This is a genomic window from Hamadaea sp. NPDC050747, assembly GCF_040654195.1.
GTDB lineage: Bacteria > Actinomycetota > Actinomycetes > Mycobacteriales > Micromonosporaceae > Hamadaea.
The window spans coordinates 91,989-112,606 of record NZ_JBFAHM010000014.1; the positions used below are offsets into that span (position 1 = coordinate 91,989).

General features: G+C 69.6%; 26 protein-coding genes. 13 read left to right on the top strand and 13 right to left on the bottom strand.

Annotated features, from left to right (window positions below; genetic code table 11):
* Positions 1 to 157 precede the first annotated feature (157 nt).
* From AB0H43_RS30495 to AB0H43_RS30510, 4 genes are all read left to right on the top strand, one after another.
* Positions 158 to 727: a DUF402 domain-containing protein gene (locus AB0H43_RS30495; RefSeq protein WP_360004970.1), complete on the top strand. Its 570-nt coding sequence runs from the start codon at positions 158 to 160 to the stop codon at positions 725 to 727.
* A gap of 53 nt (positions 728 to 780) precedes the next feature.
* The gene (locus AB0H43_RS30500; protein ID WP_360004972.1) at positions 781 to 1,656 is read left to right on the top strand and encodes a PPK2 family polyphosphate kinase; all 876 of its coding nucleotides are present in this window, start codon (positions 781 to 783) and stop codon (positions 1,654 to 1,656) included.
* A gap of 141 nt (positions 1,657 to 1,797) precedes the next feature.
* Positions 1,798 to 2,424: a DUF47 family protein gene (locus tag AB0H43_RS30505; protein ID WP_290862313.1), complete on the top strand. Its 627-nt coding sequence runs from the start codon at positions 1,798 to 1,800 to the stop codon at positions 2,422 to 2,424.
* 16 nt (positions 2,425 to 2,440) lie between these two features.
* Entirely contained in the window at positions 2,441 to 3,448 is a 1,008-nt protein-coding gene (locus tag AB0H43_RS30510; RefSeq protein ID WP_360005311.1) for an inorganic phosphate transporter, read from the top strand.
* A gap of 17 nt (positions 3,449 to 3,465) precedes the next feature.
* On the opposite strand, the gene AB0H43_RS30515 is transcribed toward AB0H43_RS30510, so the two are convergent.
* Complete coding sequence (locus AB0H43_RS30515) at positions 3,466 to 4,050, bottom strand: FABP family protein (protein WP_360005313.1); 585 nt, start codon at positions 4,048 to 4,050, stop codon at positions 3,466 to 3,468.
* Positions 4,044 to 4,148, bottom strand: coding sequence for a small membrane protein MtfM (gene mtfM / locus AB0H43_RS30520; RefSeq protein WP_290862309.1), 105 nt, complete (start codon positions 4,146 to 4,148; stop codon positions 4,044 to 4,046). Before mtfM ends, AB0H43_RS30515 begins: the two co-directional genes overlap by 7 nt.
* Positions 4,149 to 4,172: 24 nt before the next feature.
* Between mtfM and AB0H43_RS30525 the strand changes: the two genes are divergently transcribed.
* Positions 4,173 to 4,535: a DsrE family protein gene (locus tag AB0H43_RS30525; protein WP_360004975.1), complete on the top strand. Its 363-nt coding sequence runs from the start codon at positions 4,173 to 4,175 to the stop codon at positions 4,533 to 4,535.
* On the opposite strand, the gene AB0H43_RS30530 is transcribed toward AB0H43_RS30525, so the two are convergent.
* From AB0H43_RS30530 to AB0H43_RS30545, 4 genes are all read right to left on the bottom strand, one after another.
* Positions 4,532 to 4,993: a hypothetical protein gene (locus AB0H43_RS30530; RefSeq protein WP_360004977.1), complete on the bottom strand. Its 462-nt coding sequence runs from the start codon at positions 4,991 to 4,993 to the stop codon at positions 4,532 to 4,534. The genes AB0H43_RS30525 and AB0H43_RS30530 overlap by 4 nt on opposite strands.
* Before the next feature lie 66 nt (positions 4,994 to 5,059).
* Positions 5,060 to 5,371, bottom strand: a complete 312-nt coding sequence (locus AB0H43_RS30535) for a DUF1416 domain-containing protein (protein WP_360004979.1) — start codon at positions 5,369 to 5,371, stop codon at positions 5,060 to 5,062.
* A gap of 5 nt (positions 5,372 to 5,376) precedes the next feature.
* The gene (locus AB0H43_RS30540) at positions 5,377 to 6,231 is read right to left on the bottom strand and encodes a sulfurtransferase (protein WP_360004981.1); all 855 of its coding nucleotides are present in this window, start codon (positions 6,229 to 6,231) and stop codon (positions 5,377 to 5,379) included.
* 186 nt (positions 6,232 to 6,417) lie between these two features.
* Entirely contained in the window at positions 6,418 to 6,495 is a 78-nt protein-coding gene (locus tag AB0H43_RS30545) for an Ms5788A family Cys-rich leader peptide (protein WP_360005315.1), read from the bottom strand.
* A 153-nt stretch (positions 6,496 to 6,648) separates the two neighbouring features.
* Between AB0H43_RS30545 and AB0H43_RS30550 the strand changes: the two genes are divergently transcribed.
* The 5 genes from AB0H43_RS30550 (at position 6,649) to AB0H43_RS30570 (ending at position 11,971) form a co-directional block, all read left to right on the top strand.
* Entirely contained in the window at positions 6,649 to 7,593 is a 945-nt protein-coding gene (locus AB0H43_RS30550; RefSeq protein WP_360004982.1) for a hypothetical protein, read from the top strand.
* 82 nt (positions 7,594 to 7,675) lie between these two features.
* On the top strand, positions 7,676 to 8,404 hold the full coding sequence (locus AB0H43_RS30555) for a DUF2993 domain-containing protein (protein WP_360004984.1): 729 nt from the start codon (positions 7,676 to 7,678) through the stop codon (positions 8,402 to 8,404).
* Positions 8,405 to 8,583: 179 nt separating this feature from the next.
* Positions 8,584 to 9,306 (top strand): response regulator transcription factor, encoded by a 723-nt coding sequence (locus AB0H43_RS30560; protein WP_360004986.1) that lies wholly within the window; start codon positions 8,584 to 8,586, stop codon positions 9,304 to 9,306.
* A gap of 52 nt (positions 9,307 to 9,358) precedes the next feature.
* Positions 9,359 to 10,327 carry a mycothiol synthase gene (mshD, locus tag AB0H43_RS30565; RefSeq protein ID WP_360004988.1) on the top strand — a complete coding sequence of 323 codons (969 nt, stop codon included), beginning with the start codon at positions 9,359 to 9,361 and terminating at the stop codon, positions 10,325 to 10,327.
* A 102-nt stretch (positions 10,328 to 10,429) separates the two neighbouring features.
* On the top strand, positions 10,430 to 11,971 hold the full coding sequence (locus tag AB0H43_RS30570; RefSeq protein ID WP_360004990.1) for a hypothetical protein: 1,542 nt from the start codon (positions 10,430 to 10,432) through the stop codon (positions 11,969 to 11,971).
* Between the two features lie 67 nt (positions 11,972 to 12,038).
* Here the strand turns inward: AB0H43_RS30570 and AB0H43_RS30575 are convergent, their stop codons facing one another.
* The 5 genes from AB0H43_RS30575 to AB0H43_RS30595 form a co-directional block, all read right to left on the bottom strand.
* Complete coding sequence (locus tag AB0H43_RS30575; protein ID WP_360004992.1) at positions 12,039 to 13,208, bottom strand: acyl-CoA dehydrogenase family protein; 1,170 nt, start codon at positions 13,206 to 13,208, stop codon at positions 12,039 to 12,041.
* The gene (locus tag AB0H43_RS30580; RefSeq protein WP_253758485.1) at positions 13,205 to 13,495 is read right to left on the bottom strand and encodes a type II toxin-antitoxin system VapB family antitoxin; all 291 of its coding nucleotides are present in this window, start codon (positions 13,493 to 13,495) and stop codon (positions 13,205 to 13,207) included. The genes AB0H43_RS30575 and AB0H43_RS30580 overlap by 4 nt, the downstream gene beginning before the upstream one ends.
* A gap of 103 nt (positions 13,496 to 13,598) precedes the next feature.
* The gene (locus AB0H43_RS30585; protein WP_360004994.1) at positions 13,599 to 14,432 is read right to left on the bottom strand and encodes a 3-keto-5-aminohexanoate cleavage protein; all 834 of its coding nucleotides are present in this window, start codon (positions 14,430 to 14,432) and stop codon (positions 13,599 to 13,601) included.
* A gap of 31 nt (positions 14,433 to 14,463) precedes the next feature.
* Positions 14,464 to 15,489 (bottom strand): folate-binding protein, encoded by a 1,026-nt coding sequence (locus AB0H43_RS30590; protein ID WP_360005317.1) that lies wholly within the window; start codon positions 15,487 to 15,489, stop codon positions 14,464 to 14,466.
* Positions 15,490 to 15,497: 8 nt separating this feature from the next.
* Complete coding sequence (locus AB0H43_RS30595; protein WP_360004996.1) at positions 15,498 to 15,905, bottom strand: Fur family transcriptional regulator; 408 nt, start codon at positions 15,903 to 15,905, stop codon at positions 15,498 to 15,500.
* Positions 15,906 to 16,116: 211 nt separating this feature from the next.
* On the opposite strand from AB0H43_RS30595, the gene AB0H43_RS30600 reads away from it, so the two are divergent.
* Both AB0H43_RS30600 and AB0H43_RS30605 read left to right on the top strand, forming a co-directional pair.
* Entirely contained in the window at positions 16,117 to 16,953 is an 837-nt protein-coding gene (locus tag AB0H43_RS30600) for an aminotransferase class IV (RefSeq protein WP_360004998.1), read from the top strand.
* Positions 16,954 to 17,110: 157 nt separating this feature from the next.
* Positions 17,111 to 17,725, top strand: a complete 615-nt coding sequence (locus AB0H43_RS30605) for an NUDIX domain-containing protein (protein ID WP_360005000.1) — start codon at positions 17,111 to 17,113, stop codon at positions 17,723 to 17,725.
* Here the strand turns inward: AB0H43_RS30605 and AB0H43_RS30610 are convergent.
* The gene (locus AB0H43_RS30610; protein ID WP_360005001.1) at positions 17,694 to 18,575 is read right to left on the bottom strand and encodes a CDP-alcohol phosphatidyltransferase family protein; all 882 of its coding nucleotides are present in this window, start codon (positions 18,573 to 18,575) and stop codon (positions 17,694 to 17,696) included. The genes AB0H43_RS30605 and AB0H43_RS30610 overlap by 32 nt on opposite strands.
* Positions 18,572 to 19,549: a CDP-alcohol phosphatidyltransferase family protein gene (locus AB0H43_RS30615; protein WP_360005003.1), complete on the bottom strand. Its 978-nt coding sequence runs from the start codon at positions 19,547 to 19,549 to the stop codon at positions 18,572 to 18,574. Before AB0H43_RS30615 ends, AB0H43_RS30610 begins: the two co-directional genes overlap by 4 nt.
* Positions 19,550 to 19,799: 250 nt before the next feature.
* On the opposite strand from AB0H43_RS30615, the gene AB0H43_RS30620 reads away from it, so the two are divergent.
* Positions 19,800 to 20,549, top strand: a complete 750-nt coding sequence (locus AB0H43_RS30620; RefSeq protein WP_360005005.1) for a DUF4230 domain-containing protein — start codon at positions 19,800 to 19,802, stop codon at positions 20,547 to 20,549.
* Positions 20,550 to 20,618 lie beyond the last annotated feature (69 nt).

Here is a 20,618-nt window from a genome sequence, read left to right on the forward strand (position 1 = left end):
CACCACACGACCCTAGCGGTCCGGGCCGACAACTCCGTCCCCGCACACGGGGCGGCGGGCGTACGGGCCGGTCGGGTCGCCATGCGGCGTGGCGCGCTCCGGATGACGCCGTGACAGGCGCGCTCGGGGTGACGCCGTGTGACAGGATGGGGAGGCGATGGACGAGCAGCACGATCCGACGCTGCCGGGCGATCGCCACCCTCCCGTGGCGGTCGCGCATAGCGGCGACCAGGTCCGGGTGGAGATCACCAAGTTCGACGGCTCACCCCATCGGGGCTATCCCGCCGTGCTGCTCGGCGCCGACGACTACGGTCGGTGGCTCGGCGTACTGCCGGGGACCGTGTCCGACTCCGGCATCCGGCACGAGCGGCCCTGGGTCCTGCTCGTCCCGGAGGACGCCTGGTGGACGGCGATGTTCAACCCGCCGCCGCAAGGCAGCGAGATCTACTGCGACATCACCACGCCCGCGGAGTGGATCGCCGACCGCGTGGTCCTCGCCGACCTCGACCTCGACGTCAAGCGCCGCCGGGAGTCCGGTGCGGTCCTGCTCGTCGACACCGACGAGTTCGACGAGCATCGGCAGCGGTTCGCGTACCCGCCGATCCTCGTGGAGCAGGCCTGGGCGGCGGCCCGCTATCTCCAGCGGGCGCTCGCCGACGGGTCGGAGCCGTTCGCGTCGGCGTACCGGCAGTGGCTCGGCAAGGTCGCCTCGGACCTGCACGACTAGGCATTACTTCGCAAAACCCGGCACGTCGGTGATGAATGCGTGATGATCTGGACATGACACGCCGGTTGAGCGAGCTGCTGAGGGTCCCGCCCGGCGGGGTGGACCTCCGCACGATCGACCCGCGTGGTACGCCGGGCCTGCCCGAGGCGGCGGTCCGGGACCCGAAGGCGTGGGCGCGGGCGCAGCTGCCGGTCCTCGGCGCGGAGTTGTTCGCCTGGCAGGAGAAGTTGTACGCGGCCGCGAAGAGCGGGAGTTCCCGGCAACGGTTGCTGCTCCTGCTGCAGGCGATGGACTGCGGCGGCAAGGACGGGACGATCAAGAAGGTCGTCGGCCAGTTCAATCCGCAGGGCGTGCACATCGTCGCGTTCGGCAAGCCGACGGAGGAGGAACTCGCGCACGACTTCCTCTGGCGGATCGAGCGTGGCCTGCCCGGGGCCGGCGTGATCGGCGTCTTCAACCGGTCGCACTACGAGGACGTTCTGGTGGTCCGGGTGCACAACCTGGTGCCCGCGCGAACCTGGCGATCCCGGTACGCCAAGATCAACCGGTTTGAGCAGCGGGTCGTCGAGGACGGCTGTGCTGTGGTCAAGATCATGCTCCACATCTCCCCGGAGGAGCAGCAGCGGCGGTTGCTGGACCGGCTGGCCGACCCCACGAAGTACTGGAAGTACAACCCGGGCGACGTCGACGAGCGGGCGCTGTGGCCCGCGTACCAGGAGGCGTACGCCGATGCGCTGGGCAAATGCGACAGCGACGAGGCACCTTGGTACGTCGTCCCCGCCGATCGCAAGTGGTACCGCGACTGGGCTGTGGCGAATCTCCTGCTCGAGAAACTGCGTGAGCTGAATCCCGCGTATCCGCCGGCCGATTTCGACCCTGATGTCGAACGTGGCCGATTGGTCACGGCCCCGGAGGTGAACAGTGGGTGAACACCACATGAATCCAAGGTGGCATCGGGTGACCTGCGGTTGACGAGGACGTGAAGCACCCTAGTATTCGGCCCGAAACCCGATCGTCGCGGTGCCCGTTCCGCCGCCGGATAGTCCATCTACGACAGATGAGGTTGTGCCGTGAAGTTCTCCCTTCGCCCGCAGGACGCGGCCTTCTACGACTTCTTCAGCCGAGCTGCGCAGAACCTGATGCACGGGACCGAGCTGCTCATGGAGCTGGCCCTGCCGGGCGCCGACGTGCAGTCGGTCAGTGAGCGCCTCGGCGACCTGGAGCACGACAGCGACCAGATCACCCACGAGCTGTACAACAAGATCAACTCGACCTTCATCACCCCGTTCGACCGGTCGGACATCTACAACCTGGGCTCGGGCCTCGACGACGTGATGGACCACCTCGAGGCGGCCGGCAACCTGGTCTACCTCTACGGCCTGACCAAGCTCCCGGCGCTGCCCCGCGAGATGCACGAGCTGGTCGACGTCCTCGATCAGCAGGCCAAGATCACGGCCAACGCCATGCCGCAGCTCAAGGGCATGAAGAACCTCCAGGAGTACTGGGTCGAGATCAACCGGCTCGAGAACGAGGGCGACCGGGCCTACCGGATGCTGCTGGTCCGGCTGTTCTCCGGGGAGTACGACGCCCTGACCGTGCTCAAGATGAAGGAGGTCGCCGACGAGCTGGAGAAGGCGTGCGACGCCTTCGAGCACGTCGCGAACACCATCGAGACCATCGCGGTCAAGGAGTCGTAGGGCCTTGGACAACCCCATGTTCTGGGCAGTCGCCGCGGTCATCGCCGCCGCGATGCTGTTCGACTACACCAACGGCTTCCACGACGCGGCGAACGCGATCGCGACGAGCGTGTCGACCCGGGCGCTGACCCCGCGCGTCGCGCTGCTCGTGGCCGCCCTCGGCAACTTCATCGGTACGCATTTCGGCGCGAAGGTGGCCTCGACGGTCGGCAGCGGCTTGGTGACCCTGCCGTCCGGTGAGGCCAGCCTGGGCATCGTGCTCGCCGGGGTCATCGGTGCCATCGGCTGGAACCTGCTGACGTGGTACTTCGGCATCCCGTCGTCGTCCACGCACGCGTTGTTCGGCGGCCTCGTCGGCGCCACCCTGGCCGGTATCTGGTTCGGCATCGAGGCCAAGGTGCAGTGGAACGGGCTGCTGGAGAAGGTCGTTTACCCGATGGTGCTGTCGCCGGTCGTCGGCTTCATCCTCGGCGCGATCGTGATGGTCGCCGTCATGTGGATCTTCCGCCGGGGGCACCCGGGCAAGCTCAACCGGGGCTTCCGCTGGGCGCAGACCGCCTCGGCCGCCGCCATGTCGGTCGGGCACGGCATGCAGGACGCGGCCAAGACGATGGGCATCATCGTGCTGGCCCTCTACGTCGGCGGCTACCAGACCGACCCGAAGCACATCCCGGGCTGGGTCTACTACACCTCGGCCACGGTGCTGGCGCTCGGCACGTACGCCGGTGGCTGGCGGGTCATCCGCACGCTCGGTCGCAAGATCATCGACCTCGGTCCCGCCGAGGGTTTCGCGGCCGAATCCGTCGCCAGCAGCGTGCTCTACTACAACGCGCTGGTGCTGGGTGCGCCGATCTCGACCACCCACACGATCACCTCGGCGATCATGGGTGTCGGTGCGACGAAGAAACTCTCCGCCGTGCGCTGGGGCGTCGCCGGGAACATCGTCACCGCGTGGGTGCTGACCTTCCCGGGCGCCGCCCTCATCTCGGTCCTCGCGTACCTGGTGATCCGGCCGCTGTTCTGACGAGGCAGGCGGCGGTGTCAGCCGCCGACGCGGACCAGCCGTGCGCTGAGGTGGTCCTGCATCGGCTGGCCCACCGCCGCCATCTCGTATGCGTACAGCAGCTCGCCGTTGACGATGCCGAACAGGCGGTGCCCCGCCCGCACCTCCTTGGCGGTCGGCGTACGCACGACGGCGTCGGTCTGCACGTCCAGCCGGGGCGGGTTGGCCTCGGCCTGGCCGAAGTAGAGCTCCATGATCCCGGTCGGATTGGTGAGGAGCATCTCGACCTCGTCACCGCCGGCCGCCGGCCGCCACCAGCCGACTTCCCGGAAGGCGGGCCGGATCGGGGTGCCGTCCTCCTCGATGAGCCAGGCGCGCGACTCGTAGTGCAGGAACGGCCGGCCGTCGTGGCTGATCCGGATCTCCTGGGCGTAGTCGAAGTCCTCGATGGTCGAGTAGCCGCCCTTGCCCCGGCCGCGCCACTCGCCGACGAACGGCAGCAGGCCGAGCAGCGCGTCGTTCAGGTCGGGACCGACGCGCAGGTCGTGGGTGTCCTCGTAGGGGTACGGCTCCACCGGCGGCGCGTTGAGCCACGGCGGCTGCATCGGATTCTCACTCACCAGCGTCCCCTTGCGATTCGGACTGCGACGTAGACGAGGCCGCCGGCGAGGGCTCCGAAGCCCGCCACCAGCAGGCTCACGAACCCGATCTCGGTGACCACGCCGTTCATCTTAGGCTGCGGGGTATGAGCCGAAAGCTTGTAGTCAAGGTCACCGCGGGTCGCGACGCCCCGGAACGGTGCGCGCAGGCGTTCACCGTCGCCGCGACCGCTCTCGCCGCCGGGGCCGAGGTCTCGCTCTGGCTGACGGGGGAGTCCAGCTGGTACGCGTTGCCGGGCCGGGCCGAGGAGTTCGAGTTGCCGCACTCCGCCCCGCTGGAGGATCTGCTCGCCGCCATCGTCGCCGGTGGTCAGGTCACCCTGTGCACGCAGTGCGCGCAGCGGCGCAACATCACTGAAGCCGACGTGATCGACGGCGTTCGCATCGCCGGTGCGGCGTCGTTCGTGGAGGAGATCCTGGCCGACGGCGTCCAGGCGCTCGTCTACTAGGCCTCCCGGCAGCCGGACAGCAACGACACCACGACAGATCCGGGGTCGGCGCCCTTGCGCCCGCGGACGGCCACGAAATCGCCGGCGTCCGCGTACAGGGTGACCGTGGCGTCGCCCTGGGTCGTGCTCGCGTGGTACGCCTTCGGCAGCTCCGCCGCGATCGAGCGAAGCAGGGTCGCCTCGTCGCCCGGCGTGGTCGTGAAGGTCAGCTCCCGTTTGACGGAGCGGCCGCTACGGGCGTTCGTGATCTCGCACGGGCTCTCGGCGTACTCGCTGATCTTGACGCTGCTGGAGACGGCCGAGAGTTCCCCGGTGACCCGGTCCATCGTGGCCCGGGCCTGGGCCACGGTGGTCTGGCCGGGCACGGTCGCCGGGTCGCGGTGGTAGGAGTAGACGGCCAGGCCGACCAGGACCAGAGCCCAGGCGGCGACCCCCGCGATCACCAGTCGCTTGCGCATGGCCCCAATAGTGACAGGGCGCGTCACCATCCGGTGACGCGCCCTGTCGGGGTAAGAGCGTGGGCTTTAGGAGACGGACACCTGGAACTCGTTGACGCCCCGGTCGACGGAGACCTCGCCGCCGCCGTTGCCGAAACGGGACAGCGCGCGGACGGTCCACTGGCCGGGAGCGGCGAAGAACCGGAACCGACCGGCCGGCGAGGTCACGACCTCGGCGGTGAACTCACCGGTGCGGTCGAGCAGCCGGACGTACGCGCCCGCGACCGGGTCGCCCGAGGCGGCGAGGACGACGCCGGAGATCACGGTCTCCTTCTCGATGTCGACGCTCGCGGGAATGGGAGCCGCCTGGTCGGGGGCGGCGCAAGACGTAACGGTCATATCGATCAGCCCTCCAGCGAACCGGGCTCGTCGCCCAGCGACACCGGCACGCCAACCAGCGAGCCGTACTCGGTCCAGCTTCCGTCGTAGTTCTTCACGCTCGGCTCGCCGAGCAGCTCGTGCAGGACGAACCAGGTGTGCGAGGAACGCTCGCCGATGCGGCAGTACGCGATGGTCTCCTTGGAGGTGTCCAAGCCGGCCGCCGTGTAAAGCTCCTTCAGCTCGTCGTCGGTCTTGAACGTGCCGTCCTCGTTGGCCGCCTTGCTCCACGGGACGCTGATCGCGGTCGGCACGTGGCCGGCGCGCTGCGCCTGCTCCTGCGGGAGGTGCGCCGGGGCCAGCAGGCGGCCGGCGTACTCGTCGGGGCTGCGGACGTCGACGAGGTTCTGCACGCCGATCGCCTTCACGACGTCGTCGCGGAAGGCGCGGATGGACAGGTCCTGGTCCTGAGCCACGTAGGCGGTCGCGGGACGGTTAGGGACGTCCTTGGTGTAGGGCCGGGCCTCCAGCTCCCACTTCTTGCGACCACCGTCGAGCAGCCGGACGTCGCCGTGCCCGTACAGCTTGAAGTACCAGTACGCGTACGCGGCGAACCAGTTGTTGTTGCCGCCGTAGAGGATCACGGTGTCGTCGTTGGCGATGCCGCGAGCCGACAGCAGCGCCTCGAACTGCTGCTTGTTCACGAAGTCCCGGCGCACCGGGTCCTGCAGATCGGTCTTCCAGTCGATCTTCACAGCGCCGGGGATGTGCCCGCCGTCGTAGGCGGTGGTGTCCTCGTCGACCTCGACGAAGACGAGGCCGGGGGTCTCGAGGTTCTTCTCGGCCCAGTCGGCCGTGACGAGTGCGGTGTCGCGACTCATGGAAAGCTCTCCCTTGATGGATGGCTAGGGTGAGTCGGCGCTCGCGCTGGAGCTGATCATGTGATGCATACGCGCCGCGCCCGACCCTGACGGAACGGGTACCTACGACAGCGGCGTCGCTACAGCCTCGGGCGTGAAGCCCTTACAGGCGTGAGGGAAAGGCAGGCATGGCTGCCGGCGCCGCCGTCAGAAGACGGGGCGACACAGGCAGGCGGCCACGCGGCACAGGTCGACCGCGCGCCTCTTAGTGAGCAGGATGCCCATAGCCAGCGACCCTACCAGCCGAGTCTCGGTTCGCCGAACAACGAGCCCACAATCCGGGACTGCCCGATCACGCGTCAGCTTCGAGTCTGATCCAGCGCGGATCGGCGGGTGCACTGAGTTGCGGTCCGCTGTGGCGCAGGGCACGATCGTCAGGTGTTCCCCGCCCCCGAAGATCAGCGACAAGATCGCAGGTCACGCCCCGACCGGCAGCGTGAGCGCGAGCTGCCGCCGGAAGACCTGGACGAACTCGACGACGACATGGAGCCGCCGTTCGTCCCCGTGCGCCGGCTTCTCTCCCTCTTCATCGCCGGCTTCTCGGCGATGCTCGGGGTCGGCTTGATCTTCGGCGCGCAGACCTCCGGCCCGAACGCGCGCATGTCGTACGCCGTCGTCATCTTCGGCGTACAGGTGTTGTTCCTGCTGGCCTGGACGATGGCGATGCGCCCGCCGGGGATGAAGATCGTCGCCGGGGCGGGCGTGCTGACCGCCCTCGCGGCCGACATCGCCGCGGTCTACCCCGACGTGGCCGGGCTCGGCCCGCTGGCGCTGGCCGCGGTGATCGGGTTCGTCGCCGCGTTCGTCGGCCAGATGATCACCGGCGAGGTCCGGATGCGGGTGACCGAGTCGCTCGGCGCCACGCTGCTGGTCGTGATCGGGGTGGTGAGCTTCGCGACGCTCATCGTGCTCACCCGGATTCCCAAGGGGACCCAGGCGATCGTGGTCTGCCTCACGGCGACCGGCGTCGCCCTGCTGGTGGCCCGGCTGCTCGACACCGTCGCCCCGGTGCCGCGGATCGCCGCCCAGGTGCCGCGCGGATCGCTGGGCGTCGTCGTCGGGGCCTGCGCGGGTACCATCGCCGCCACCATCTGGGGCAGCTACCTCGTCGGGTTCGACCCGAAGGAGGCCGCGTTCATCGGGCTGGCCGCGGCCGGCGCCGCCGTTCTCGCCGACCTGGCCGTCGGGTTCGCCGAGGCGGGCCGGGAACTGGCCGGGGACGCTCCGACGATGTGGCTGGCCCGGCACATGCAGGGACCGCTCGGCGGCTTCGCGCTCGCCGCGCCGGTCGCGTACGCCATCTCCGCGATCTTCCTGACCTGACGCGCAAAGCACTCGCCGAGCACCTGACCCGCTCCGAATACGCTCCGACTTCGAGACGACCCGCACGGGACGAGGAGAAACCTTGCGCCGGTTCCTGATCACCGCGGTAGTGCTCATCCTCATCATCGGGGTGGGCGTCTTCGCGATGGATCGCGCGGTCGCCGCGTACGCCGAGGATCAGATCAAGCAGCAGACCGTCGCCGAGGTCGCCCGCCGGGGGATGAGTTCCGGGGAGCCGAGCGTCGACGTCGGCGGCTTCCCATTCTTCACCGAGGTGGTGAGCGGCGAGTACGACCAGATCGTCATCGTGCTGCCCGACCTCAAGGGGCAGGGGATCACGCTGCCGAAGTTCACGCTGACCGCGTCCGGCGTGAACGCGCCGCTGGACGCCTTGCGGTCGGGCGAGGGCACGATCACGGCGGACAAGATCACCGGGACCGCGGTGGTGCCGTGGGACGTCGTGGTGAAGCAGACGAAGTTCAAGGATCTGACCCTGTCGGCCGACCCCGACGGCACGTTGAAGGTGGCGGGCGAGGCGACGCTGGGCGGGTTCAGCATCCCGCTGACCGGCAAGGCCAAGGTCACCCTGGCCGGTCCGACGAAGCTGCGTGTTCAGGTCACGGATCTGTCCGGGACGGACCCCAACCTCAACGCGCTGGTCAAGTCACTGATCGCGGCGTACCAGGACAAATTGGTCTTCGACGTGGCGCTGCCGAAGCTGCCTTACGACCTGAAGCTGCAGAAGATCACCGCTACGCCGGACGGGCTCGACCTCACGGCGTACGCCGAAAACGTGCCGCTGACTCAATGAGAGATGTCACGGTTGTGAATTCGTGTTTCGGCTTGATGAACCAAGTCTCAACTTGACCACGACCCCGCGCACCAGGTGGAACAACCCTGGTGTTCGGGGTCAGTTCGGCTAGAGTCAAGACTTAACCCGCCCGTCAGTGCCGCCGGGGAGTGCCACCCCCGTGTGCGACGGAGGTAGATGTGGAGATACTGCTTCTCGTGACGCCGCGCGCCGGCGAGCCCTCGATGGTGCTCCCCGCGCTGGATCTGCTCCCCCACGCTGTCCGCACCGCACCCCGCGATGTGCGTACGCTCGTCTCTGCTCCCAGCCCCGACGCGGTGCTGGTCGACGCCCGGTCGGAGCTGTCCGACGCCCGTGCCACCTGCCGCATGCTGCACGCGACCGGCATCGGCGTACCGCTGATCGCCGTCGTGAGCGAGGCGGGCCTGATCGCGCTCAACTCCGACTGGGGCGTGGACGACGTCATCCTCGCGACCGCGGGACCGGCGGAGGTCGAGGCGCGGCTGCGCCTGGCCGTGGGCCGGCTGACCACCGCGACCGCGAGCGCCAGCGGCCTCATCCGGGCCGGTGAGCTGACGATCGACCCCGACACCTACGCGGCGAAGCTCAAGGGGCGTCCGCTCGACCTCACCTACAAGGAGTTCGAGCTGCTGAAGTTCCTCGCCCAGCACCCCGGCCGGGTGTTCACCCGCGATCAGCTGCTGCGCGAGGTCTGGGGCTACGACTACTTCGGCGGTACCCGGACGGTCGACGTGCACGTGCGGCGGCTGCGTGCCAAGCTCGGCTCGGAGTACGAGTCGATGATCGGCACTGTTCGCCAGGTCGGCTACAAGTTCGTCCTGCCGTCGTCCCGCCACGCCGAGGACGGCCTCCCCGCCGCCAAGGAGCGGATCACCCTCTGACGATCATGAAGGCAGGGCCGCGCCGCGAGCGCGGAGGACCTAGTCTGTCCGCATGATCGCCAAGCCGAACGTCAGAGTGGAACGCGCCGGTCGGCTGACGCTCGATCAGGTGACTCAGGCGGTCGAGCTGGCCGATCTCGCCGGGGACGTCGACGGGGCCTACCCGCTGTCCGAGCACGTCATGCTGCACCTGCGGCAGGGCGGCGAGGTCCCGGCGATCCACCTGCTGGTCTCCGACGACGACGGCCGCCTCGTCGGTTACGCGCACGTCGACCCGACCGACAAGGTCGCCGGGCCGAGTGCCGAGGTGGTCGTGCACCCGTTGCGTCGGCGGCGCGGCCTCGGCCGGGCGCTCGTGACCGCCGCGCTCGCGGTCGCGGCCGAGAACGATCCGGCCGGGCGGCTGCGGCTCTGGGCGCACGGCGATCATCCGTCGGCGGGCGCGCTCGCCGTCTCGCTCGGCTTCACCCGGGCCCGCGTGCTGTGGCAGATGCGCCGTTCCCTGTTCACTCCGGTGCCGGCGGCGTCGCTGCCCGCCGGGATCGCCGTCCGCGCCTTCGTCCCGGGCCGCGACGATGAGGCGTGGCTGCGGGTCAACGCCCGCGCCTTCGCCGACCATCCGGAACAGGGCCGCTGGACGCTCGAAGATCTGCGCGTACGCATGGCGGAGCGGTGGTTCGACCCCGAGGGGTTCTTCGTCGCGTACCGGGAGGGTGAGCCCGACGGGGAGTTGCTGGGCTTCCACTGGACGAAGGTCCACGGGGGTCACACGGCGGGCGGGGACGACGGCGATCACCAGCACGAACCGATCGGCGAGGTCTACGTGCTCGGCGTCGATCCGGCGGCGCACGGGCTGGGCCTGGGTGCCGCGCTGACGGCGGTGGGGCTGACCTATCTGCGCCGCCGGGGGCTGGACCAGGTCATGCTCTACGTCGACGAGGCGAACGCGGCGGCCGTGCGGCTCTACGAGCGCCTCGGATTCGTCCGCTGGGCCACCGACACCTGCTTCGAGCGGCTGTAAGACCTGTCTTTTCGGACCTCGCCACCGACTTGCGAGATCCCAGAGACAGGGCCTGGATCGGCCTATTCCCAACCGTGATATCAGCGGGCGAGGATGGTCGGCATGGTCCGCGACGCGCTCGCCCCGCCCGCCGCCTTCGTCGCCTACGTCGAGAGCCGGCTGCCGCTGCTCATCCGGGAGGTCCGCCGGTACGTGCCGGACGAGCGCTTCGCCGATCAGGCCGCGCGGGATCTGCTGGCCTCCGTCGCGATCCGCTGGCCCTGGTACGCCCGGCTGCCCGGACAGTCGCGGAAGGATCCCGAGCAGGCCGCCGACAAGGTGCTCCGGCGGGGCTTCGCCGACGTCGTCAAGGAGTACGCCGACCCGCAGCGCGAGGTCCGGTTGTCGTTGACCGAAGCCGACTCCGACGAGGAGGTCCGGCCGGTTCCGCTGCCCGACGAACCGCCTCGCAGGTCCCGGCTGCACGGGTCGTTGAGCCCGGCCGACGAGGCTCAGTTCATCTGGGAGCGGTCGGCGCGGACGGTGCGGCGGCGTACCTTGATCACCGGTGGTCTGGCCTTGATCGGGCTGGTCCTGACGGTCAGCCGGCCCCGGCCCGAGGGGACGTCGGAGGAGGTTCCCGCCTCGCCCAGCCCGGACTCGACCGCGCTGCCGGCCGGTGTCGACGTGCTGCCGCCGTTGGCCGACTTGAGCCGGCTGCCCGTCCGCCGTTCCCCACTGCCGCCCGAGATCGAGTTCGAGAAGGCGTCGGTGAGTCTGCCGCGGGGGCGTCGGGCTCGGGCGGTGTTCAGCGCCACGGAGGAGTCGGCGGTCCTCCTGCTGGACGACGGCCGCCTGTACGCCGTCCCCGACATCCGTGTCCGCCCGGACAATCCCGGCGTGATGTCGCCGGACGGGCGCTACATCGCCTTTCGTGACGCCCATCAGATGCTGTTCGACGTCGCGACCGGCATGGTCCGGGTGCTCGACAAGGTCACCACGGTCAGCCCGCCGATCTGGCTGGACCCCCAGCACCTCCTGTACGCCGCGGTCGGCGGCAGTCAGGTCGTGCTCGCCGACGGTCAGCTCACCGATCTGCTGGAGGCCGTCGACCTCAACGACGTCGTGGCACCACAAGGGCACAAGGAGCCGTTGACCGGCGATCCGATCCTGCGGTCGACCGAGCTGCTGGCCCTCGGGCGGCCGCTGACGGCTCCCGCCCGGGTTCGCCGATACACCACGAATCAGGGCGAGCCGATCGACGTCAGTCTCGAAGGCGAACTCGTGGCCTGGGTGGGGCTGTGGCGGGGGCTCGGATTCTCGCTGGCCACCGGCCCGAACCCGGCCGACCGGGGTCGCCTCGTCCGCCGTTGCCAGACCCCGGGCCGGGTGCCCGCCCAGTACGGCGAAGTCGTCAGCGGCATGGCGGCGCTCCGGGCGGCGACGGGCGCGGTGTTGCGCGTACTCGTGGAGACGATGAAGACCACGGCGGACCGAGTCGAGCCGGTGGGCTGGCTGGACCCGTCGACGGTGCTGGTCGCGGCGAACACCGACGACGCGACGGTGATCGTGGCGTGGGGGATCGAGGACGGCAAGCTGGAGCTGGTCACAGTGGTCAACCGGAACGTCCGGATGGCACTGGCCGACCTCTCGGTGCTCTCCTGATCATTGCGTCACCCATGCGGTTTCACCGGGCAAATAGCCCGCTCAAACAGCATGGCCGGCGCAATGATCACGCAAAAGCGGAGCAGCCGGTGAGGGTCTGCCCGATCACCAGCTGGTGAATCTCGGCGGTCCCCTCGTAGGTCAGCACGCTCTCCAGGTTGTTGGCGTGCCGCATGAGCGGGTATTCGCCGGAGACGCCGTTCGCGCCGAGGATCGTCCGGCACGTCCGGGCAATGGCCAGGGCCTCCCGGGTGCTGTTGAGCTTGGCGAGGCTGACCATCGGCGGCGTCATGCGCCCGGCGTCGGCGGTGCGGCCGAGGTGGAGCGCCAGCAGCAGCCCCTTCTGCAGCTCCAACGCCATGTCGGCCAGCTTCGCCTGGGTCAACTGGAAGCCGGCGAGCGGCTTACCGAACTGCTCCCGCGTCGTCGCGTACGCCAACGCCGTCTCCAGGCAGTCGCGGGCCGCCCCGAGCGCGCCCCAGGCGATGCCGTAGCGGGCCTCCGTCAGGCAGGACAACGGCGCCCGCAGCCCGGTCGCACCGGGCAGGATCGCGTCGGCCGGGAGGCGTACCTCGTCGAGGACGATCTCGCCGGTGAGGCTCGCCCGCAGGGAGAGCTTCTGAGTGATCTCCCGGACCGTGACGCCGGGGGTGTCCAGCGGCACGAGGAACCCGCGCACCCCCACCTCCGGTACGCGAGCCCAGATGACGGCGATGTCGGCGACCGGCGCGTTGGTGATCCACATCTTGACTCCGTGCAGGAGCCAGCCGTCGCCGTCGGAGACCGCCCGGGTCGCCATGGACGCCGGGTCGGAGCCGTGGTCGGGCTCGGTCAGCCCGAAGCAGCCGATGAGCTCACCGCGCGCCATGCCGGGCAGCCAGCGGTCCTTCTGCTCCTCGGAGCCGTACGCGTGAATGGCCTCCATCGCCAGCGAGCCCTGGACGCTGACCAGCGACCGGATGCCGGAGTCCGCCGCCTCCAGTTCGAGACAGGCCAGCCCATATGCCACCGCGGACATCCCGGCGCAGCCGTGCCCGTGCAGCCGCATCCCGAGGAGACCGAGTTCGCCGAAGTCGCGAGCCAGATCGCGGGCGGGCAGGGCGGCCTGCTCGAACCAACCGGCGATGTTCGGCCGGACCTTGGCGTCGAGGAGGGCGCGGACCGCGTCGCGGATGTCGCGTTCCTCGTCGGTCAGCAGCGCGTCGAACTGAAGGATGTCCCAGGCGGCAGTCGTCACAGGACCAGCACCCTAGCGTGGATCTGATGGCGTTGCTGCAGCGCCGCCCGGAGCGCCCGGTGCAGGCCGTCCTCCAGGTACATGGCGCCCTCCCACTGCACGACGTGCGGGAAGAGGTCGCCGTAGAAGGTGGAGTCCTCGGCGAGCAGCTTGTCCAGCGCCAGTTCGCGCTTGGTGGTGACGAGCTGGTCGAGCCGGACCGGCCGGGGCGGGATCTCGGACCACTGCTTCAGGGAGTAGCCGTGCTCCGGATAAGGGCGCCCGTCCCGGACGCCTTTGAAGATCACTGTGCCGCCCCCTCCCTAGGACCTGCCGCCGCAACGTCCCGGGCGACCGTCGTCGTCCGGGACGCTACCCACCCTAACCGCACTTGGCGAGCAAGATGTGGGCCTATGGGCGTACGCCCAGCATCTGGCGGGCCGTCGCCGAGGTCATCGGCGGACGCTGGGCGAGCCGGGCGAACCCGGCCGCTCGGGCGACGAGCTGGGCGTTCGACTCGACGGGCTGGCCCTTGGCGTATGTGATCGTGTCCTCCATGCCGACTCGGAGGTGCCCACCGGCCGACAGCGAGGCGAGCAGAACGGGAAGCGTCGTCCGCCCGATGCCGGTCGCCGAGAAGGTCGTCCCGGCCGGCAGATCGGCCAGTGCGGTCGTGCAGGCGACGAGCGCGGCGGTCGTGCCCGGCATCCCGCCCGGTACGCCCATCACGAGGTCGACGTGCACGTGGCCGCCGGCGGGCAGGCCGTACTTGTCCAGCAGCCGCTGGAGGGCCCACAGGTGGCCGAGGTCGAAGATCTCGTACTCGGGGACGATGCCGCGTTCCTGCATCCGGGTGTGCAGCTCGACGATGAACTCCCACCGGTTGAGGAAGACGTCCTCGCCGAAGTTCACCGTGCCCATCGTGCAGCTCGCCATGTCCGGGGCGGCGTCGAGGACGGCCAGCCGGGCCTCCTCCGGGTCGTGCACCGAACCGCCCGAGGACAGCTGCACGATCAGATCGGTGCCGTCGCGGAGGGCGGCGACCGTGTCTCGCAAGCGCCCCTGATCCAGGGTCGGCTGCGCCTTCTCGTCCCGGATGTGAACGTGGATCACGCTCGCCCCGACCGACTCGCACTCCTGCGCGGTCGCGACCAGCTCATCGAGCGTGACGGGGAGGGCGGGCACGTCGGCCTTCGCCGACTCGGCTCCGGTGGGGGCAACCGTGATCAACGTCGTCGTCGTCATGGCCGCATCCTGCCACGTCAGCGGAGTTTTTTCACTCCGGGTCGATCGCTGCGACAGATTCTCCGACCATGAGGGGGGTCTCGTCGGAGATATTCCGCTTCAGGAGGGCCAAGGCGATCATGCCCAGTTCATGGTGCTGCACGGCGGTGCCGACGAAACCGATCGCCCGGCCGTCGGCGGTGACCGGCGTGCCCTGCGCCGGCGGCTGATCGGTCGCGATGCCGTCGAGGTGCAGCAGGGCGAGGCGGCGCGGCGGACGACCGAGGTTGTGCACGCGCGCGATCGTCTCCTGACCGCGGTAGCAGCCCTTCTCCAGATGCACGGCGTCCGCGGTCCAGTCCACCTCCGCCGGCAGCGTGCGGTGATCGGTCTCCAGCCCCAGCCGGGCCCGCCGGGCCTCCACTCGCATCGACTCGTACGCCCAAAGCCCCGCCCGGGGCACGTCGAGTTCGTCGGCGACCGTCTCGACGGCTTCCCGGGGAACGAGCAGATCCACGCCGAACTCGCCCCGGCGCGCCCACCCGCCGAAGGCCGGCTGCACGGCGTACAAGCTGGTCGGAAGGGGCGGGACGGAGCCGGCGGCGAACTTCGGACCGGGCACCGGCGCGATGGCCGGGGCCGGCAGTTCGACGATCTTGGCCGCCGCCGGGCCGACCAGGCTGAGCACCGCCCAGCTCGCCGTGACGTCGGCCGGCTCGACCCGCATGAGGAAGCGCATCCGCTCGAGGAAGGCGAGCAGCTCGCCTTGAGTGCCCGGCTCCACGTCGAGCCAGGTGGTCTCGCCGTCGTCGGTGACGAGCGCGTGATGCTCGATGTGGCCGTGCGGCGACAGGAACAACGTCTCGGTGCCCTGACCGGGCTGCAACGCGGTGAGGTGCTGGGTGGAGATGCTGTGCAGCCAGCTCAACCGGTCGGCGCCAGGGATCGCGAGCACCCCGCGATTGCCCCGGTCGACCAAGCCGACCTCGGTCGCCAGCAGCCGCTGCTCGCGGAGCGGATCCCCGAAGTGCGCGGGTACGCCGGCGTCGCGCGACTCCGGTGCGAGGTCCTCGATCATCACGACGGTCACTGACAGCTCCCGCAGGTCCCGAAAAGGGCGACGTGCCCTACGTCCAGGTTGAATCCTCGCTCGGCCCGGAGCTGTTGCGCCAACGGTGTGACGCTCTCCACGGACAACTCCTGCACATGCCCGCAGGCCCGGCAGACCAGATGGACGTGCCGGTCCTCGGCGGCGTGGAAGGTCGGCGCGCCGTGCGACAGGTGCGCGTGCGTCACCAGACCGAGATCTTCCAGCAGCTCCAGCGTGCGGTAGATGGTCGTGATGTTCACGCCGGAGGCGATGCACTGCACCTTCGCGTGGATCTCGTCGGGCGTGGCGTGACCCAGTTCCCGCACGGCCTCCAGGACCAGTTGCCGCTGGGCGGTCAGGCGCAGGCCTCGCTCCTTCAACGCACGGGCGAGGGAGTCGGACACCCGTCGATCATAGTTCGCCTTTCTCCGCTCCCACCCATGGCGCTTTCGCCATCCGCACCCCACCGCCCCACCCCACCGCGCCCCTACCGCGCCTCGCCGTGTTGATCATGGAGTTAACTGTGGTCTTGACGGTGTGGCGAGACTGGAAACTCCATGATCAACGACGCCGGTGGAGTGCGACGGGATCTTGCGAGTGGCTAGGCTGCCTGCCGTGACCGTCACCGTTCTCGCCGTGCTCGGACGCGGCCTCGTCGATCCCACCACCCCGGTGCTGCGCGCCGACGATCTCGGGCTGCTGCGCGGCGACGGGATCTTCGAGTCCGTCCACGTGCGGGGCGGCAAGCCGTGGATGCTCGACGAGCACCTGGCCCGGCTCGCCCGGTCGGCCGCCCGGATGGAGCTGCCACTACCCGCGCGGGAAGTCATGCAGGACCTGATCGATCAGGTCTGCGCGAAGGTAGGGCCGCAGGAGCACTCCCTGCGCCTCATCTGCACGCGCGGCTCGGAGGAGGGCGGCGACCCGACCTTCCTCGTCCTCGGCTCGCCGGTCGGCGCGGCCTCGATCAACGCCCGGGACACCGGCGTACGCGTCCGCACCGCGACGCTCGGGTACGCCGTCGGAGCGCGTACGCCGGCTCCGTGGCTGCTCGGCGGCGTCAAGTCCTTGTCGTACGCGATCAACATGGCGTCGCAGCGCTGGGCCTGGTCGCAAGGAGCCGACGACGTCGTCTGGGTGTCGGCCGACGGCTACATCCTGGAGGCTCCGACCGCGACAGTCGTGTGGCGGGACGGATCACGACTGCTCACGGTGCCCTCGGCGGAGACCGGCATCCTCGCCGGGACCACCGCCCGCCACCTGCTCGATCGAGCAGCCGAGCTGGGTCTGGCCGCCGGGGAGGAGCTGACCACGTCAGCCGGGCTCGTCGCCGCCGACGGCGCCTGGCTGATCTCCAGCATCCGAGGCGTCGCCGAGCTGCGATCGATCGACGGCCAGCCGCTCGGGCCGTCGCCGCTCACCGCCGACATCCGCCGCCTCCTGGGCTTCTAACCCCGCCCTTACCTCGCCCCGCCCTCCCCGCATCTTTTGCGCGATCACGCACATAGGTTCATGATCGCGCGGAAAGTCGGGGGGAGCGGGGAGCGAGCGCAGGGAGCGCGGAAAGACGCGCGGCTAGCGCGGAGGCGGCGCCGCGTACGCTCCGGGGATGACCAATCCGTTCGACGGCATCCCCGGCACCGACCTCGCGTACTTCCGGGAGCAGGCGGAGCGCTTCGCCGCCTCCGGTGCGACTCCGGCCGCCCCGAGGTTGGCCGCGACGGCGGTGTTGCTGCGTCCGGATGGCGCGGTGTTGCTCATGCGGCGGCCGGTGAAGATGGTCTTCGGCGGGCGCTGGGTCTTTCCCGGTGGCAGCGCCGACCCGGCTGACGGCGTACTGGGCGGGACGGAGCTGGAGGTCGCCGCGCGGGCTGCCGCCCGGGAGGTACGCGAGGAGACCGGGCTGGTCGTGCCGACTGCCGATCTGCTGCCGTGGTCTCGTTGGATCACTCCGGAGTTCGAGCCTCGGCGGTTCGACACCTACTTCTTCGTCGGTCTGGTCGGTGCGGGCACCGACGCGGTCGAGGTCAACGGGGAGACCGAGGAGCACCGGTGGCTGACCGCCACCGCCGCGTTGGCCGGGTACGCCGCGGGCGAGCTGTCCATGCTGCCGCCGACCGTCATCACCCTGCGCGAGCTGGCCGGTTTGAGCACTGTGGACGCCGTACGCGAGGCCGCGGCGGCCAAGGATCTCAGCTCACCGATTCTGCCGCGGCTGCCGTAGCGGCCTCGGCCGGCGCGGGCTGCCCGGGAACCGTCGCGGCGAGCGTCCGGGCGCGCTGGTCGGCGACCTGCGTCGCACGGTAGATCATGTAGATCACGGCCAGCTCGAAGAGGACCATGAGCACGGCGGCGGCGAGGATCACCCAGATGATCGCGCCGGGCGCGAACGCGCCGACGACGGGCGCGACGATGAACGCCGCCATCTGGAATTCGATGCCGCCGAACAGGTGCGGCCGGATCCGGCTGCGCTGGAGCAGGCGGCGGGCCCGGGAGAACAGGCTGGCCTTGTCGTTGCCGGCGAGGGCCGTCATCCGGACGGCGCCGGCCGCGTTCACCGGAGCGCCGGTGCCTTCGACCTTGCTGCTGACCTCGCGGTGGACCTTGGCGACTTCCAGCGCGTTGAGGTAGCGGAACATGTCCAGGAAGATCACGACGGTCGCCACGACCAGGTACGCCGCGTTGTGCGTGGCGGCCCACTGGCCGCCCATGAGCGCGGCTGTGCAGGCGACGATCCGGATCCGGTCGAGGATGTAGTCGAGCCAGGCTCCGAAGATCGAGCCCTTGCCGGTGAGCCGGGCGACCTTGCCGTCGACGCAGTCGAAGGTGAAGCTCACGTGGTAGAGGAACGCGCCCAGGACCAGCCACATCGGATCGGCGAGCGCGAAGCAGGCGGCGGCCAGGAGGCCGATCCCGAAGGCGATCATCGTGATCCGGTTGGGCGTGAGGAAACGGATCGCCGCCACGCGGCGGGTGATCCGGGCCGCGATCGGGTCGACCAGCAGGACGGTCCACCACGAGTCCCGGTCCTTGTAGGTGCGCTCCTTGACCTCGGCCAACGGGAACAGCGTCATGTTCGGGTCCTGCCTGCTTCGTCTTCGCTCGCGCGGGGCTGAACTGGGGGATGGTTCGAGGGCTGGTTCGCGGGGTGAACAGTGGAGAAACCGCCGGTAAACGCTAGCGCATCGGTTTGCTGCACGGGTACGCGAATCGCGGCGATCTGGCCGGTCACCGTCCGGGCGGCGCGGTAGACCATGAAGATCACGGCCAGCTCGAAGAGGATCATGAGTACGCCGGCGGTGACGCTGATCCCGATGATCGCGCCGTCGCCGATGATCGCGCCGCCGAGCGGGGCGACGATCAGCAACGCCATCTGGAACTCGATGCCCCCGACGAGGTGCGGCCGGATCCGGCTGCGGCGGAGCCAGGCGCGTACGCGGCCGAAGAGGCCCTGGTCGTTGCCGGTCAGCTGCATGATCGACCGGTTGCCTGGCCGCTTGGCCGCCTCGGCCTCGTCCACCGCCGACACGAGCCCGGCTTCGGCCCGGCGCGCCTCCAGCCGCGTACGCATCTCGGTGTTGATCTGGAAGATCTCCTGCGAGTTGACGTAGTGGAACAGTTCCAGGACGAGCGCGCCCGCGCCGACGATCAGGAACGCGACGTTCTTCGTGGCCGCGTACTGGCCGCCGAAGAGGGCGGCGACACAGGTGATGATCCGGACGTGGTCGAAGATGTAGTCGAGCCACATCCCGAAGATCGAACCGGTGCCGTTGAGTCGCGCGATCTTGCCGTCGACGCAGTCGAGCAGGAAGCTCACGTAATACAGCGCCGCGCCGGCCGCCAGCCAACCGGCCGTGGCCCGGGTGAAGCAGAACGCCGCGACGAGGCCGATCGTGAAGGCCGTCAGCGTTATCCGGTTCGGGGTTATCCACCGGACGCCGGCGACCGCCCTGGTCAGCCGGACCGCGATCGGGTCGACCAGGAGGACGGTCCACCACGAGTCCCGTTCCTTGCAGGTCCGGGCCTTGACTTCGGCGACGGTGAGCATGGTGGTAGAGGCTAGCGCACCCATCGTTGTTCTCCTGTTAACGCCCGGTTGGCCGGAGCCCCCGACTACGCCTGGTGACCAGCCGTTTAGCGCCGCGTCATTTCGGGCACCTCGTGCCCGTCCGACCCGGTCCGGCCGTCCCCCGCCCGGTCCGCGCGGATCAAGGGCTTTCGGCTGTCGTACGCGGGCCTTACCGTTTAGGACAACACCGTCAGCCCGGCAGTAGAACCGGTCTGGGAGGAGACGCGAGATGAGCGACGACCCGACCCGAGCCGCCAGGAGCGCGGTCAGCCAGGCCGAGCCGGACACCGAGGTGCTGCCCGGGTCGCCCGGCCCGGCGTACATCCTCGAACCGCGTTCGTCCGGATTCGGCCGCAGGGTCTTCTGGTTCCTCATGATCGTCGGGCTGGGCGCCGTCGCCGTGCTCGGCCTCAACCTGACCGGCATCCTGCCCGAGTTCCACAATCCGTTCGCCAAGCAGACGGTCGTCAAGCAGCAGCCGCCGCTGCTCATCTCGATCAAGGACCTGAGCCGGTTCGTCGCCGCCGAAGGCGAGTTCCAGGTCGTCATCGACCTGAAGAAGGACCGCAAATACGTCCCGGACTTCTTGGTCAACGACCGGGTCCTCTATGTCGCCTACGGGACCGTGCAGGCATATGTCGAGTTCGGGACGCTGTCCGACAAGGCGATCCAGCAGGACGACGAGAAGAAGACGGTGAAGATCACCCTGCCCTCGCCCCAGCTGGAGCAGCCGCATCTCGACCTCGGCCGCAGCTACGCCTTCGCCGAGGAACGCGGCCTGTTCAACCGGGTCGGCGACTTCTTCGACGGCGACACCAACCGGCAGCAGGAGGTCATGGTGCTCGCCGAGCAGAAGCTCGGCGAGGCGGCCACGGCCAGCGAGCTGAAGCAGCGGGCGGAGAACAACACGCGGGCGATGCTCACCGGCATGATGCGGTCGCTGGGCTACACCGCCACCGTGGAGTTCTCCAACGCGTGACCTCTGCTCGGATCTGACCTCTCCGGCGTGACAGCCCGCACTTCGGGCCGGCTGTCACGCGCTGGCACG